The organism is Ruegeria sp. AM2 (assembly GCF_056540685.1).
This window is the reverse complement of the sequence record NZ_JBQFXE010000014.1, coordinates 87,291-102,682: the sequence shown is the minus strand read 5'-3', so window position 1 is coordinate 102,682 and position 15,392 is coordinate 87,291. Positions and strand designations below refer to the sequence as shown.

The 15,392-nt window shown below is 57.9% G+C and carries 18 protein-coding genes; 7 read left to right on the top strand and 11 right to left on the bottom strand.

Annotation, left to right across the window (positions count from 1 at the left end):
• From ACR0CR_RS18940 to parC, 3 genes are all read right to left on the bottom strand, one after another.
• On the bottom strand, positions 1–91 hold a 91-nt coding region (locus ACR0CR_RS18940), incomplete at its 3' end, for a GTP-binding protein (protein WP_215675807.1).
• Between the two features lie 113 nt (positions 92–204).
• Complete coding sequence (locus tag ACR0CR_RS18935) at positions 205–798, bottom strand: hypothetical protein (RefSeq protein ID WP_480602195.1); 594 nt, start codon at positions 796–798, stop codon at positions 205–207.
• 97 nt (positions 799–895) lie between these two features.
• Complete coding sequence (gene parC / locus ACR0CR_RS18930; protein ID WP_480602193.1) at positions 896–3,244, bottom strand: DNA topoisomerase IV subunit A; 2,349 nt, start codon at positions 3,242–3,244, stop codon at positions 896–898.
• A gap of 199 nt (positions 3,245–3,443) precedes the next feature.
• Between parC and ACR0CR_RS18925 the strand changes: the two genes are divergently transcribed.
• The 6 genes from ACR0CR_RS18925 (at position 3,444) to ACR0CR_RS18900 (ending at position 7,680) form a co-directional block, all read left to right on the top strand.
• Positions 3,444–4,055, top strand: coding sequence for an SH3 domain-containing protein (locus ACR0CR_RS18925; RefSeq protein ID WP_480602191.1), 612 nt, complete (start codon positions 3,444–3,446; stop codon positions 4,053–4,055).
• A gap of 69 nt (positions 4,056–4,124) precedes the next feature.
• Complete coding sequence (locus tag ACR0CR_RS18920) at positions 4,125–4,952, top strand: SDR family NAD(P)-dependent oxidoreductase (protein ID WP_480602189.1); 828 nt, start codon at positions 4,125–4,127, stop codon at positions 4,950–4,952.
• 80 nt (positions 4,953–5,032) lie between these two features.
• Complete coding sequence (locus ACR0CR_RS18915) at positions 5,033–5,236, top strand: twin transmembrane helix small protein (protein WP_170657759.1); 204 nt, start codon at positions 5,033–5,035, stop codon at positions 5,234–5,236.
• Complete coding sequence (locus ACR0CR_RS18910) at positions 5,237–5,809, top strand: cob(I)yrinic acid a,c-diamide adenosyltransferase (protein ID WP_480602187.1); 573 nt, start codon at positions 5,237–5,239, stop codon at positions 5,807–5,809. It begins immediately after the preceding gene.
• Between the two features lie 183 nt (positions 5,810–5,992).
• Complete coding sequence (locus ACR0CR_RS18905; protein ID WP_480602184.1) at positions 5,993–6,751, top strand: electron transfer flavoprotein subunit beta/FixA family protein; 759 nt, start codon at positions 5,993–5,995, stop codon at positions 6,749–6,751.
• Positions 6,751–7,680 carry an electron transfer flavoprotein subunit alpha/FixB family protein gene (locus ACR0CR_RS18900; protein ID WP_480602181.1) on the top strand — a complete coding sequence of 310 codons (930 nt, stop codon included), beginning with the start codon at positions 6,751–6,753 and terminating at the stop codon, positions 7,678–7,680. Before ACR0CR_RS18905 ends, ACR0CR_RS18900 begins: the two co-directional genes overlap by 1 nt.
• A gap of 61 nt (positions 7,681–7,741) precedes the next feature.
• Here the strand turns inward: ACR0CR_RS18900 and ACR0CR_RS18895 are convergent, their stop codons facing one another.
• Positions 7,742–8,557 (bottom strand): DUF6473 family protein, encoded by an 816-nt coding sequence (locus ACR0CR_RS18895; RefSeq protein ID WP_480602179.1) that lies wholly within the window; start codon positions 8,555–8,557, stop codon positions 7,742–7,744.
• Between the two features lie 165 nt (positions 8,558–8,722).
• On the opposite strand from ACR0CR_RS18895, the gene ACR0CR_RS18890 reads away from it, so the two are divergent.
• Complete coding sequence (locus ACR0CR_RS18890; RefSeq protein WP_480602202.1) at positions 8,723–9,598, top strand: 3-hydroxybutyryl-CoA dehydrogenase; 876 nt, start codon at positions 8,723–8,725, stop codon at positions 9,596–9,598.
• A gap of 81 nt (positions 9,599–9,679) precedes the next feature.
• Here ACR0CR_RS18890 and ACR0CR_RS18885 read toward each other — a convergent pair whose 3' ends face one another.
• The 7 genes from ACR0CR_RS18885 to ACR0CR_RS18855 are packed head-to-tail and all read right to left on the bottom strand — an operon-like array spanning position 9,680 to position 15,089.
• Positions 9,680–10,573 carry a lysophospholipid acyltransferase family protein gene (locus tag ACR0CR_RS18885; RefSeq protein WP_480602177.1) on the bottom strand — a complete coding sequence of 298 codons (894 nt, stop codon included), beginning with the start codon at positions 10,571–10,573 and terminating at the stop codon, positions 9,680–9,682.
• A gap of 42 nt (positions 10,574–10,615) precedes the next feature.
• Entirely contained in the window at positions 10,616–10,885 is a 270-nt protein-coding gene (locus ACR0CR_RS18880; RefSeq protein ID WP_480602175.1) for an HPr family phosphocarrier protein, read from the bottom strand.
• Positions 10,886–10,901: 16 nt separating this feature from the next.
• On the bottom strand, positions 10,902–11,294 hold the full coding sequence (locus ACR0CR_RS18875; RefSeq protein ID WP_480602173.1) for a PTS sugar transporter subunit IIA: 393 nt from the start codon (positions 11,292–11,294) through the stop codon (positions 10,902–10,904).
• Complete coding sequence (rapZ, locus tag ACR0CR_RS18870) at positions 11,291–12,172, bottom strand: RNase adapter RapZ (RefSeq protein ID WP_480602170.1); 882 nt, start codon at positions 12,170–12,172, stop codon at positions 11,291–11,293. Before rapZ ends, ACR0CR_RS18875 begins: the two co-directional genes overlap by 4 nt.
• On the bottom strand, positions 12,169–12,639 hold the full coding sequence (locus ACR0CR_RS18865) for an HPr kinase/phosphorylase (protein ID WP_480602168.1): 471 nt from the start codon (positions 12,637–12,639) through the stop codon (positions 12,169–12,171). Before ACR0CR_RS18865 ends, rapZ begins: the two co-directional genes overlap by 4 nt.
• 3 nt (positions 12,640–12,642) lie before the next feature.
• The gene (locus tag ACR0CR_RS18860; protein ID WP_480602167.1) at positions 12,643–14,325 is read right to left on the bottom strand and encodes an ATP-binding protein; all 1,683 of its coding nucleotides are present in this window, start codon (positions 14,323–14,325) and stop codon (positions 12,643–12,645) included.
• A 59-nt stretch (positions 14,326–14,384) separates the two neighbouring features.
• The gene (locus tag ACR0CR_RS18855; protein WP_480602164.1) at positions 14,385–15,089 is read right to left on the bottom strand and encodes a response regulator transcription factor; all 705 of its coding nucleotides are present in this window, start codon (positions 15,087–15,089) and stop codon (positions 14,385–14,387) included.
• Positions 15,090–15,392 lie beyond the last annotated feature (303 nt).

Sequence of the window (15,392 nt, the reverse complement as noted above, 5' to 3'; positions counted from 1 at the left end):
CTGCGGTCAGCGTCGTCTTGCCGTGGTCAACGTGGCCAATCGTGCCGATGTTGACGTGCGGTTTTGTACGCTCAAACTTTTCCTTTGCCATTCCTCAGGCGCCCTTTTGCGATTTGGGGGACCCTTGGTCCCGTGGTTACATCTGCGCGCGCGAGATATTTGGTTCGCAGGGGAAAATCAAGCACATCCTGCGGGAAAAGCGGATCAAGACGCCGGATTCTGCGTGACCTCGCCAGAATTCAGCGGCTGGATCAGATCAGGACGTCGGTCGAACCAGCCGTTCTCCTCATGTTCCTCGGCCAGCCATTCTTCGACTCGGTCCGCGACCTTAAGAGCCAGACCGCTCATCTGCTCTTCTCTTGTGCGCGTGTTGCCTGATCCGGTCAAGGCACTTTCGCCGGTCGTATCTTCGAGAACCTGAAACTGTTTCCCCTTGGCCAGGAACTCTTTCTTGTTCACGTCGTAGACATTGACCAACACGATCGCCGTGCTTTTAGGATTGTAGATGACCGGAATGCCCGGAGGGGCCAGCATGTAGCCTTCAAGACTGATACCGATGTCATAATCCTGCAAACCTTCATAGCGACCGAGACGGATATCAACCGCATTCTGGATGGCTGCCGTCCACTCGTCGGGCGTGGCATCGCGGGATACCGGACCTTGCACAGCCTTGTCTGCGAAGGCGTAGTTGACCCTCAACTTGAACTCACCCAATGACTCGGGCTCTTCGTATAGCTGGGTTTGAGTGCACGCGCCCATCAGGGCGAGTCCGGTGATCAAGGTCAGGATGCGCAACATATGTTCGTCTCGATAGGCCTGTTTTTGTCTGATCTAGCGCACCGATACGGGTTGTGCCAAGCCGTATCAGCGGATTTCCCCCCGTGAAGGCGCGCGATCACGAGAATTTATAGCTGCGCGGGAAACCATAGGGTGGCTTTTTTCCAACGCTGGCGCGCTTGGACAACCACTGAGACATGTCGGCCTCATGTCGGGTTTTGTCGCCACCCATGGACCATTTCAAACCCTCTTCCCAGTTGAAGGTGGTGATGTCGGACAAACCGCCATCCAGTTCCAGCGTCCCCTGACGCCCGCGTGCCATATTGTATTTCTGCAGGCGTACTCCTTTGCCGCGCGTCATCTCAGGTAACTCGTCGGTCGGGAAGACAAGGAACTTACCATTCTGCGACACCACGGCGACGTGGTCGCCTGCGACCGGTTTGCAGATCACCGCCGTCTCGCCCCCTTTGACGTTCAGCACCTGTTTGCCGTTGCGGGTCTGCGCCAGCACCTCATCCTCGGGCACCATGAACCCGTTGCCAGCATCCGACGCTACCAGCAGCTTGCGCCCCGGTTTGTGGATCATGATGTCGATGATCTGCGCCTCGTTCGGCAGATCGACCATCAGGCGCAGCGGTTCGCCCATACCCCGCCCGCCGGGCAAGTTCGCAGCGCTGACCGTGTAGAAGCGGCCATTCGAGGCGAACACCAGCAGCCTGTCAGTGGTTTCCGCGTGGAAAATGAACCGCGGCCCGTCGCCGTCCTTGAACTTCAATTCTCGCTTTAGATCAATGTGACCTGTCATGGCGCGAATCCAGCCCATCTGGGAACAGACGACCGTGATCGGCTCGCGGTCGATCATCGCCTCAAGCGGCACCTCTTCGACCTGTCCGGCGTCAGCGAATTGCGTGCGACGCGCACCGCCTTCGTAATCCTTGCCAAAGGTCTTCTTGGTCTCTTTCAACTGCTCGGCGATCTTGGCCCATTGCAGAGCAGGATCGGCCAGCAAGTCTTCGAGGTTGGCGCGTTCTTCCATCAGCGCATCCCGTTCGCGGACAAGTTCCATCTCTTCCAGACGGCGTAAGGAGCGCAGGCGCATGTTGAGGATGGCATCGACCTGAACTTCGGACAGTTCGCCCTCACCCGGTTTGGGTGTGATGTAGTCGGATTCGTCTGTGGCGCGGACGTGGTCGATGCCCCAGTCCTCGCGCATCAGCGCGGCTTTGGGGTCGTCGTCATATCGGATGATGTCGATCACACGGTCGAGGTTGAGGAAGGCAACGATAAAGCCTTCCAACACTTCCAACCTATGGTCGATCTTAGCCATGCGGTGACGAGACCGGCGCAGCAGCACCTCTTGCCGGTGATCCAGGAAGGCGCGCAGCACCTCCTTCATCGAGCAGACCTTGGGCGTCACGCCGTCGATCAGCACGTTCATGTTCAGGCTGAACCGCACCTCTAAGTCCGAGTTGCGATAAAGCATCCCCATCAGCACCTCGGGGTCCACGTTCTTGGAGCGCGGTTCAAGGATCAGGCGAATGTCATCGGCGGATTCGTCGCGGACATCGGCAAGGATCGGGATTTTCTTGGTCTGGATCAGCTCGGCGATCTTTTCGATCAGTCTGGATTTCTGAACCTGATAGGGGATCTCGGTGACAACGATCTGCCACTGACCCCGGCCCAGATCCTCGACTTCGAACTTGCAACGCAGGCGGAACGATCCGCGCCCGGTGCGATAGGCCTGTGCGATATTCTCGGGCGGCTCTACGATCACGCCGCCGGTCGGGAAATCCGGGCCGGGCACGTAATTCAATAGCGTGTCGTCACGCGCGTCGGGCGTTTTGATCAGATGCAGACAGGCGTCGCACAGTTCCGAGATGTTGTGCGGAGGGATATTCGTCGCCATCCCCACAGCGATACCACTGGCCCCATTGGCCAGCAGGTTCGGGAATTGCGCGGGCAGCACGACCGGCTCGGTCAGTGTGCCATCGTAGTTGTCACGGAAATCGACCGCGTCTTCGTTCAGACCCTCAAGCAGCGCCTCTGCCACGATGGTCATCCGCGCCTCGGTGTATCGCGAGGCCGCCGGGTTATCACCGTCGATATTGCCGAAATTCCCTTGCCCGTCGACCAGCGGGTAGCGCACGTTGAAATCCTGCGCCAGACGCGCCATCGCGTCGTAAATCGCGGCGTCACCATGCGGGTGGTAGTTGCCCATCACATCGCCGGAAATCTTCGCCGACTTCCGGAACCCTCCGGTTGCACTGAGTCGCAGCTCGCGCATCGCGTACAGGATTCGCCGGTGAACCGGCTTCAGACCATCCCGCGCGTCCGGCAGCGCCCGGTGCATGATGGTGGACAGCGCATAGGTCAGATAGCGCTCACCAATTGCGCGGCGCAGCGGTTCAGCTACCTCGCCCCCACCATCAGGGGCCTCCATGTTGGGGTCATCAATCGTATCGTTCATATATGATGTGATACGCCGCAAGACGCCGCTGGTAAAGCAATCAGCGCGCATTTTACTGGGGACAAGTGGCGCTTTTTGCAACAGGGGGAGGCAAGTCCCGGATTTCCCCCGTTTTTCGACTCGGACCCCGAAATATGCTAGTCTTTCCGAATTGAACCGCTGCCTTTTTTGTTTCTTACGATTGCCTGAGGGATGCGCCATGACGCGCCTTATTGTTTTGACCTTCGCCGCACTGGGATGGTGCTTTTATGTCATGAGCGGCGGGCCCGATTTTGAACCGCGCGGCCTGCGGTCGGATCAACCTCGACATGTGGCCGCTGCTCAAAGCCGAACGCTGGCTGCGCCTGTCAAAGCCGAAGAGCTTGTAACCCACGTCGCCTTGCGTAGGCCTGCGCCTGCCGTCGAAGTTTCGACTGCACCGGTCGCGGCCGAAATCGCCGCGTTCGACGAAGGCAAGTCTCCAACGCTTGCAGATTTTCCAAGTTTCGCGGACCCAAGCAGCAATATCACGCTTGCATCGCTCGAGGATGGTCTGAACGGACTGCGTCAGACAGCACCTGCCGAAGAAGATAATTCGGCCGTCGCTCCGCAAAGCCCAGAGCCCAAAAAGGATATCCGTGAAATCTCTGGTACGCGTGTGAATATGCGCGATGGTCCGGGGACCATCTACCCGATCATTGCCAAGACCAGCATCGGGCAAAAAGTCGAAGTGCTCGGCGACTCGGGCACCGGATGGCTACGCCTGCGCGTGTTGCCCGCGCAACAGGTGGGATGGGTTTCGGCCTCGCTTGTTCGAAAAACATCAAACTGACGCAAGGCCGTCATTGTCCTGACCTGATACGCGCCATAACGTCGGCGCAACGTCAGGTCCGGGATCATCATGCAAAAAACCATCCTTATCACCGGCTGTTCCTCGGGGATCGGCCTGGACGCGGCACACGGTATGCGCGCGCGTGGTTGGCGTGTGTTTGCCTCGTGCCGACAACAACGCGACTGTGACCGCCTTCGCGCGCAAGGATTCGACAGCCCGCTGATCGATTACACCGATGCCGACAGTATTACATCCGGTCTGACCGAAGTTCTGAACGCCACCGGAGGCACCCTTGACGCGCTGTTCAACAACGGTGCCCACGGTTTGCCTGGCGCGGTTGAAGACATGCCGACCGAGGGGTTGCGACATATCTTTGAATCCAATTTCTTTGGCTGGCACGAACTGACCCGGCAGGTGATCCCCGTGATGCGCGCGCAAGGCCACGGTCGCATCGTACAGAACTCGTCGGTGCTGGGTCTGGTGGCCTTTCCCTGGCGCGGGGCGTATGTGGCCACGAAATATGCGATCGAAGGGCTGACCGATACCTTGCGCCTGGAACTGGCCGACACACAAATCAAGGTCATCCTGATCGAACCCGGCCCAATCACATCGAAAATTCGCGAGAACGCGATCCCGGCGTTCGAGCGGTTCATCAACTGGAAGGATTCGGCGCTGCGCGAGCGGTACGAGGCAACCCTGTTGAAAAGACTGTATGAATCCTCGGGGCCCGATCGGTTCGAGTTGCCAGCCTCAGCAGTAACCGACAAGCTTGCACATGCGTTGGAGGCCAAACGCCCCCGCCCCCGCTATTATGTCACGACGCCAACCTACATCGCGGGATTTTTGCGCCGCATCCTGCCGACCCGCGTCATCGATCGCATCCTTTCGGATATCTGAGACGAAATTACCCGTTCGCTTTTCAGACACAGAAGGCTAGATGATAGCGCAAAGAAACGGCAAACGCGGACGGTGTATTGATGGACCTCTTGATGGTCATTTTGCTTTTGGCCATGGCGGCTGTGGTCGTCGTGCTGGCGATTGGTATCAGCAACTTTGGCAAAAGCGGTAAAAGCGCCGCGATGAAAAGCAACAAAATGATGCAATTGCGCATCCTGTTTCAGTTCATTGCCGTCGTACTGATCGTGATTTACGTCTGGCTGCGCGGACAGGGAGGTCAGTAAATGGTCGTGCTCAACAAAATCTACACGCGTACCGGCGATGACGGTAAAACCGCATTGGGCAACGGCGAGCGGGTCGCCAAATACTCGGGCCGCGTCGCGGCATATGGTACCGTCGACGAGTTGAATTCATTTGTCGGCGTCGCGCGGACCGAGGCTGAAGGCGAAGTCGAATCCGCCCTGTCGCGTATCCAAAACGATCTGTTCGATCTCGGCGCGGATTTCTGTCGCCCCGACATGGACAAGGACGCCGAAGCCGACTTCCCCCCATTGCGCATCGTGTCAGCGCAGATTGACCGGCTGGAGGCCGAAATCGACGCGATGAACGAGACGTTGGAACCCTTGCGCAGTTTCATCCTGCCCGGCGGTTCGCGTCTGGCCGCGCATCTGCATGTGTGCCGCACAGTCTCGCGCAGGGCCGAACGGTTGGCCGTTGAACTGACGAACATGGAACCGGTAAACGAGGTCGCGGTGAAATACCTCAACCGCCTAAGCGACTGGTTTTTTGTTGCCGCCCGTTGCGCCAATGACAACGGCAAGGCTGACGTTCTGTGGATTCCCGGAGCGAACCGCTAACACCTTGCGGGTGGGCAATATTATTGCGCTCCGTTGCGTCAAAAATCTTGAAACGCGACGTCCCCAGCCCGTGACGTGACGATTTTGCCCTGTTGCGGCGCGATTTGAGACGCTATGCAGTCGTCCATGAACATTGGTGGAGTCGCTTAGCGGCTTACCGTTATCTTGAGGAGAAAGCGCAAAATGAAGGTACTCGTGCCTGTCAAACGCGTGATTGACTATAATGTGAAGGTCCGCGTCAAAGCGGACGGTAGCGGTGTCGATCTCGCCAATGTCAAAATGTCGATGAACCCATTCGACGAAATTGCCGTCGAAGAGGCCATCCGCCTGAAAGAAGCCGGTAAGGCCGACGAAGTCGTCGCAGTTTCCATCGGCGTCAAGCATGCGCAGGAAACCCTGCGGACCGCGCTGGCCATGGGCGCCGACCGCGCCATTCTGGTTGTTGCGGCCGATGACGTCCATCAGGACATCGAGCCTCTGGCAGTTGCCAAAATCCTCGCCAAAGTGGTCGAGGAAGAGCAGCCCGGTATGGTTCTGTGCGGCAAGCAGTCCATCGACAACGACATGAACGCCACGGGTCAGATGCTGTCAGCGCTGCTGGGCTGGTCGCAAGGTACGTTCGCCTCTGAGGTGGATATCGAAGGCGACAGCGCCAAGATCACCCGCGAGGTTGACGGCGGTCTGCAAACCATCAGCGTCAAGATGCCGACCATCGTGACCGTTGACCTGCGCCTGAACGAGCCGCGTTATGCATCGCTGCCCAACATCATGAAGGCGAAGAAAAAGCCGCTGGATGAGAAAACCGCCGCCGATTACGGCGTCGATGTCTCGCCCCGTCTGGAAATCGTCAAAACCGAAGAGCCGCCGGCACGTGCCGCTGGTATCGTCGTGGGCTCGGTCGACGAGCTGGTTGCGAAACTCAAAGAAGCGGGGGCTGTGTAATGGCTGTTCTTCTTCTCGCCGAAGTCAACAATGGTGAGCTGTCGCTGGACGCCACCGCCAAAGCCGTCAACGCCGCAAAAGCGCTGGGTGACATCACCGTTCTGGCCGCAGGTGGTTCCGCCGCTGCTGCTGGTGAAGCCGCTGCCAAGATCGACGGTGTGTCCAAGGTTCTGGTTGCCGAAGACGCGTCGCTGGGCCATCGCCTGGCGGAATCGACCGCAGCCCTGATCGTAGGCCTGGCCGATGGGTATGAGCACATCGTTGCCCCCGCCACCACCGACGCCAAGAACGTTATGCCGCGCGTTGCCGCGCTGCTGGACGCAATGGTGATTTCGGATGCATCCGGTGTGGTTGACGGTTCGACCTTCGAGCGCCCGATCTATGCGGGTAACGCGATCCAGACCGTGAAATCCAACGACGCCAAGAAAGTCGTCACCTTCCGCACCGCGTCCTTTGACGCAGCGGGCGAAGGCGGGTCGGCTGCCGTTGAGACGATTTCGGTTGGCGAAAGCGCTGGTCTGTCGTCCTGGGTCGAAGACAAGGTTGCCGAAAGCGACCGCCCCGAGCTGACCTCGGCTGGCGTTGTTGTCTCGGGCGGCCGTGGTGTTGGTTCGGAAGACGACTTCAAACTGATTGAAGGTCTGGCAGACAAGCTGGGCGCAGCAGTTGGCGCGTCACGCGCGGCCGTTGACTCGGGCTATGCCCCCAACGACTGGCAGGTGGGCCAGACCGGTAAGGTGGTTGCACCCGATCTGTACGTCGCCGTAGGCATCTCGGGCGCGATCCAGCACCTGGCTGGCATGAAAGACTCCAAGGTCATCGTGGCGATCAACAAAGACGAAGAAGCACCTATTTTCCAGGTTGCAGACTTTGGCTTGGTCGCCGACCTGTTCCAGGCGGTGCCGGAACTGACCGAAAAGCTCGGCTGATCACAGGCCAAGATTTTTCGACGAAAAATCTCTGAAAGGCCCGCCAACCGGCGGGCCTTTGTCACTGCAGTTCGTGAACCACACGCGCGAGCGCATCAGCTATGTTTCGGTGTGTGGCCGGACCGATCATGTGCTCGGCAACAGGCTGTTGCAATGTTCCAAACAGCATATCCTCCAACTCTTCTGACTCTCCCGACCGCCGAACTTTCAAAGAGACCGTTTTGGCACTCAAAGCCTCCAACGCGTCCACCATCTGCGGTTCGATCCGGATCGGGTCATGCGTGCCGGATTCGGTCGGGCTCGCCTCCAGCTCCAGCCAAAGAAGTATGACCGGCGGAATGACTTTCGCCAGAAAACTCGAGACCTTTTCGGTCCATGACCGGCGTATCTCGTGCGCGACAAAATCAAAACGCGCATCACAATAGCCGTGCAATCGGCCGACCAAATGCCGGACAAAGTGAATATCCGTAAAATCCGCTTCGGGATACAGAGATTTCAGATCCTCACTCGGCGCTACAAACCGGTCGTTTCGACGAGGGTGCACGCGGAAAAACCCGTTGGATTGCCCTAGGATATCGGGCAATTGCAGGATGCACAGTTCAGAACCGTTGACCAGATCCAGCGCGCCGTCATCCTGCGACAGCGCCTCAGCACCGCAAAACAAGCTGCCGAAGTTAATGCACCTGCGGTCCAGCGCGCGCTCCAAAGCAGTCGGATACGGTTGATCCACGAACCGGCCAAAGGTCATTTCTCCGCCGAGGCAAGCGACATAAGCGCTATCCAGCCTGCGTTCAGGACCCCGGAACTGCAGTTTCGACCCGTCGTATCGGCACACGGATTCGGCAGGACCACCTGCCGATGACAGTTGATAGCTCATCACACTCACCCAAATTTTTCACCCAATTGCCATGTTGCAGCCTCAGGTCTTGAGAAATCCCTAATGCGCGCATTTGAAGCGAATTTGAGCGACCCGATCCCCTTGCCGCCCGCCCCGATCTGCCGATATTGTCGCGGAGGTCCCGTGACACAGAGGCAACTGAACATGGATATCAAATCGGTCGGAGTGATTGGCGCAGGCCAGATGGGCAACGGCATTGCGCATGTACTGGCCTTGGCCGAGTATGATGTTTTGTTGAACGACGTCAGTCAGGACGCGTTGAATTCAGCGATGACGATAATTGAGGGCAACCTGAGCCGCCAGGCCTCGCGCGGGAAGATCGCCGATGCCGCCGTGCAGTCGGCGATGAAGCGCATCAAGACAACGTTGGAATTGCCTCAGCTTGGTCAGACGGATCTTGTCATTGAGGCTGCGACCGAACGCGAAACGGTCAAACAAGCGATCTTCGAGGACCTTCAACCGCATTTGCTGCCGCATACGATTCTGACTTCGAACACGTCGTCCATTTCGATTACGCGTCTGGCCAGCCGCACGGATCGTCCTGAACGGTTCATGGGATTTCATTTCATGAACCCGGTGCCGGTGATGCAACTGGTCGAGCTGATCCGGGGGATAGCAACCGACGAAGACACGTTCAACGCCTGCAAAGCGGTCGTGGATCGTTTGGGCAAAACGGCAGCCAGCGCCGAGGATTTTCCAGCCTTTATCGTGAACCGGATATTGATGCCGATGATCAACGAGGCCGTTTACACACTGTACGAAGGTGTCGGCAGCGTTCAATCCATCGATCAGTCGATGAAGCTGGGGGCCAATCACCCGATGGGGCCACTGGAACTGGCAGATTTTATCGGATTGGACACCTGCCTTGCTATCATGAACGTTCTGCATGACGGTTTGGCGGACACCAAATACCGCCCCTGCCCGCTGTTGACGAAATATGTCGAAGCCGGTTGGCTGGGCCGTAAAACGCAGCGGGGATTTTATGACTATCGCGCTGAGGTACCGGTGCCGACACGATAGCGTGCATAGGGGGCCAGCCCCCTCGCCCGGATGGTATCCGGGCTCACCCCCGGGATATTTATGGCCAGATGAAGGGGCGGATCAGGGCTTTTGTCCTAAAGACAGCGTCCGTTTCCTGAGCCAGGCCATAAAGCCGCGCGGGTCGCGTTCGAGCATTTGCATATCTTCGTCTGAAACCGGCTCGCCGATGACGGGGGATTGCGGTTTATTGCAGGATCGGACGATCTCGTGCAACAGCAGACCCTGGCGTAGTATCGCCGAGATTTTGTTGGCGATCTGGTAGGCACGCGAATTTCTGCCGGGGAAAAAGATCGGAACCACCTGTGCGCCCGAGCGGCGGATCATCTTGGCGGTGAACACATTCCATTCACGCTCAATTGCTGGGCCGAACCAGTCATCCGAGGACATCACAACGCCGGAAGGGAACAGAGCGACAACACCGCCGTTTTTCAAATGCTCCATCGCCTTTCCGCGCATTTCCAGCATTTTGGCCTGGGCTTCGGGGTCATGCGGGAACGGAACCGGGATCATGAACGAGGTCGCGGCCTCGTCCAGCCCAGTCAGGACCGAGCGGGTCAGGATGCGGTAGTCATTGCGCACACGGCCAATGAGTTCCGCCAGGATCATGCCGTCAACCATCCCATGTGGGTGGTTGGCTACAACAACCACCGGACCTTTTTGGGGAATGCGCGAAATCTGTTCTGCGGGTGTGGTCAGGTCGATGCCCATCACCTCAAGCGCACCGCCCCAGAACCGTTGGCCCCGATAGTATTCGTTCTTCTTCTCGAACTTGTTGACCATGCGCAGGATGGTGAATTTTCCGGTGCACCATTCGATGGCGCGAATGGCCGTCGCAGTCCAGACGTCGTCGAAGGAGTTTGCGTAGGTCAGTGTTCTGCGATCATAGATTTCGCCCTGATCAACAGCCCCGTCTGTTACCGGTCCTGTCTTGGTATCGTGCGTCGTTTCCGCCAATTCCTGGTCTTCCCATTCCTTGTGTCGTGGCAGGGCGTCGCCCTAGAACCCTTCTCCGAACTTGTCATTCACCAAGGTTTCCAGCGCGTCTGCCAACGCCTCAGCATCCGGGCCGGACGTCTCGACGTCAATAGTGGTTCCGCGAGACGCTGCCAACATCAAAAGGCCCATAATACTGTCCCCCGATGCAGAAAGGCCGTCGCGGGACACTTCGGCACGGGCATCAAACCCTTCGACCACCTCGACCAACTTTGCCGAGGCACGCGCGTGCAGGCCCTTTTCGTTTATGATTTTCAAGCTTTTGACGATCATTCGAGTTAATCCGATTTTAGTCAAATGTCACATTTTGCGCGTTGATGTATTTGCGTCCGGCTTCAAGGGCCAGACGAACGGCTTCGGCCACCGGCAAGTGGCGACTTTTGGCCAGTTTTATCAGCAGGGGCAGATTCGCACCGTAAAGGATTCGCCGATCTTGTGGCGCGCAGGCGCGCAGGCTGAGATTCGAGGGGCTCCCACCAAACAGATCCGTCACCACAACGACGCCGTCACCGGCATCTACTTCGTCCGCAGCACGGCAGATCTCGGCCTGTTTTTCTTCCCGGTCGTGGTCAGCTTCGATCGCGACGGCCACAAGTCCGGGCTGTTTGCCAACCACATGCTGCGTGGCAGCAAGATACTCTTGCGCCAACCCGCCATGTGCTACGATTACGATACCGATCAACCCGGCCTCACATTCAACGCTCGTCGTTCCATTTCGCGATGCCTAATTGACACCTGCTGACCCCCATCCACAAGGGCTTTGGCTACCGCTTCGGCCACGGCGACCGAGCGGTGCTGACCGCCGGTACATCCGAAGGCAACGGATAGATGTGCCTTACCCTCGGCTCGGAAAGCAGGCAAGAGTGTGGTCAGCAGATCAATCACGCGGTCGACAAAAGGGCCATAGTTCTCATCAGACTGAACATAGGCGGCAACATCCGGATTTCGACCATCTTCGGCGCGCAATTCCGGACGCCAATAAGGATTGGCCAGAAATCGGCAATCCAACACCATATCCAAACCGCGCGGCAAACCGCGTTTGTAAGAAAAAGATTCGACCGACACGGCAAGATGTCGACCACCTTGGGGCGCGAACCAGTGTTCTACCTCATCGCGCAACTGGTGAACGTTCAATGCAGTAGTATCGATCAGAGTGTCGGCAATTTCCCGGATCGGGGCCAGCAGTTCCTTTTCGCGCTCGATCCCGGTTTCTGGGCTTGCATCGGCCGCCACAGGATGGCGGCGGCGAGTTTCTGAAAATCGCCTCAGCAGAACCTCATCGCTGCAATCAAGGTAAAGCGTCGTGAGGTCCACATTTTCCATCCGGCCCAGCTTGGCGGCTAGTTCGATGAACCCGATGGTCGAGAAATCCCTGTTTCGGGCATCAATCCCCAATGCCATCGGACGAGTAAGGTCCTCTCCGTCCAGCAAGCGCGTAAGAAGGCCCATCGGCAGGTTGTCGATGGCCTCGAATCCAAGGTCCTCCAGAACATGGATCGCAGTCGACCGACCTGCGCCCGACGGACCGGTGATCAAGACAATCCGTCTTTGTGAGGTCATTTGCTCGGCCATTGCGGGTCAACGCGCCCCAGTTTTGCAAGTTGCATCAATGCTGCGGCTAAATTGGGCACACCACCAGCTCTAAGCAAGGGAACAGTTTGCCTCACAAGGACAATTTCCACTGGGTCGGGCAATCGCTTTTGTTCCGTTTGATCCAAATCGACAATATAGGCCAGCCGGGCTGAATCGATAGGGTCGGCCCGCAAGAGACCTACGCCGCGCGCTTCGATCAGCCCGAGGATTGAGGTGGGGGCGCTGGCGGTCAGATGGCCGTCTTGAACCTGCAACTCAACGCGGTCGTCCGCCACCAACTGCGCTCCGACAGCCATCATTTGCAAAGCCAAACCAGATTTGCCGGAACCTGAAGGTCCGACAATCAAAATCCCTTTTCCGTTCGCTGCGACGCAACTGGCGTGGATACAGGCTGTATCGCGATCCGCAAGGTCTGACAGCGGGACCGCGCACATGGCCTAGACTGGCAGCCCTACGACAAAGCGCGCGCCCAGCGGCTCTGAGGTGATATCCGCCTCGGTCGGACGAATGTTCTCGGCCCAGATCACGCCGCCATGGGCTTCGACGATTTGCTTTGAAATAGCAAGACCGAGACCGGAGTTGTTCCCAAAATGCTCCTCGGGGCGTTCTGAGTAGAACCGTTTGAAAATCTTGGTCAGCGCCTGTTCGGGAATGCCTGGCCCAGTGTCCTCGACCACGACCAGAACCCGGTTGTCGCGACGGCGCACCCAAACTCGGATGGCGTCGCTTTCACCGGAAAAGGAAATCGCGTTGGTGATCAGGTTGACGAAGACTTGCGCCAGGCGCGCCTCCAACCCGTTCACCACAATGGGGCCAGGCGGCAGATCGGTGATGTAGTCGATCCCTTTCTTACGTGCGTCCTCGCCCAGAAACTGGCCAATATTGTTCAGAAGGTTAAGCAGGTCGAATGGCTGTTCTTCTTCTTTCACAAGCTCCGCATCCAGACGCGACGCATTCGAAATGTCGCTAACCAGACGGTCCAACCGCCGGACATCGTGTTCAATCACACCCAGAAGCTTGTCGCGCTGGTCGTCCCGTTTGACCATCCGCAGAGTACCGACCGCGGATTGCAAGCTGGCCAGCGGGTTCTTGATCTCGTGCGCGACGTCGGCGGCAAACTGTTCGTTGGCGTCGATCCGGTTGTAGAGCGCGGTGACCATGCCGCGCAGAGCTTGGCTAAGGCGTCCGATCTCGTCCGGGCGTGCGCTGAGGTCCGGGATACGGATGCGCCCCGGATTAACCCCGGCCCCCCTGTCCTTGCCAAGCTCGGCCGCGGCGGCCAGATCCGCCAGCGGATTCGCGATTGTGGATGCAAGAACCAAGCTGAGACCAATGGACACAAGCAGCGCGACGACAAACATCTGCAGGATGCGTTCCTGTTCTTTGCGGGCGAGGGCATCAATTTCACCTGGAGGTCCAGCCATGGCAACGGCGCCGACAGCCTGGCCCTCGACACGAATGGGTGCGGCGGCAACGATGACAGTGTCACCCGATTCGTCTTGCACCGCTTGCACCTGCTTTGCACCCTCAAGCGTGCGGGGAATGATCTCTTGCACCCTTTGAGCCAGCGTCGGCGGGTCACCTGGCGCGGTGCCGGTAAAAACGGCGGATAAACCGTTCCAAACCGCCGTCAGCGCGTCGCTGATCATCGTGCTGCCTGTGGGCGACGGCGTTTCCGTGTGCAGCAGGCTCGGAAGCGTGGTTGTCGGAGATGCGCCGCGCGTCCAGCCGATCAGGGTGCCGGTGCTGTCATAAACAAACACCTCGCCACCCTCGGGCAGGCTTAGGCCGGACAGCGTGTCGTTGACATCCAGTGCGGTGGCCGCCCGGTTTGCAGGTTGCCTCAGCTGGGTTTCGAACACGTTGCTGACCAGTTGCGCATCACCCAGCAGGTTTGCGGCGGTCTGCTGCACCCTGTCCCTACGAGTGTCATCCAGATAAAGAAGACCCGCGACAAGAATGACCAGTGCGATAAGGTTGAAGGTAATGATTCTGCGTGCCAGAGGCGAACTGCGCAGGGAAAACAGGTTTCGCCGCGACCGTTTTGCGCGCAGTTCGGCAGACTCGGGATCCTGGGGGATAACCCAATCATCCCCTAGAACGACGTCTCCGTCGCGCATATCACTGACTTGATCGGTATCGCGCACGAGACCCTTTAACCCTTGAAAGACGGCCGCGCCTATTCTTCGTTATATCGATACCCGATGCCATAGAGTGTTTCGATCGCCGAAAACTCCTGATCAGCCGCGCGCATCTTCTTGCGCAAACGTTTGATGTGGCTGTCAATGGTACGATCATCGACATATACCTGATCATCATAGGCCACATCCATCAGTTGGTCACGACTTTTGACAAATCCCGGGCGCTGAGCCAACGCCTGCAGCAACAGGAATTCGGTCACTGTCAAAGAAACGTCGTTGCCCTTCCAACTAACAGCATGGCGCAGCGGATCCATCCGAAGTTCGCCCCGCTCCATGACCTTGGCGTCGCCGGTTGCCGCGTTGGTCACATCGCCTTCGGTTGCTTCCTGACGACGCAGCAGAGCGCGGATGCGTTCAACCAGCAACCTTTGGGAGAATGGCTTTTTGACGTAGTCGTCCGCGCCCATGCGCAAGCCCAGAACCTCATCAATCTCATCATCCTTGGACGTCAGAAAAATGACCGGCATCTGCGTTTTCTGACGCAAACGCTGCAACAAATCCATGCCGTCCATACGCGGCATCTTGATGTCCAGAACGGCCATGTCGGGCAGTTTCTTGTTGAACGCGTCCAGCGCGGCCTGTCCATCGTTATAAGTTTCGACCTCAAAGCCTTCGGCCTCAAGCGTCATGGATACGGACGTCAGAATATTCCTGTCGTCATCCACCAGTGCAATCTTAGACATCGGGGTTACCCCTGTTCCTGCTCACTCACGCAATATTCCGCTTATTAGTAGTGCATTTTTGTCTTTTTTAAGGCCGCGAATCAATCCGTATCTGCGAATCGTGAGATTGATGCCACACAGTTGCGACAAAAAAGCCGTATCGTTTCGCGGAAACACGCCAGTTTTTCCGACAGGAAATCAGTGGTGGCGCTAAACCTGAACTTGGTTGCGCTAACTCCACCAAACCCTTCTGTTCATGCCCTAAATGACCGTGGTAAGACCCAGCCAACCGCCGGAACGATCCGGCAATTTGCCCCAATGGCG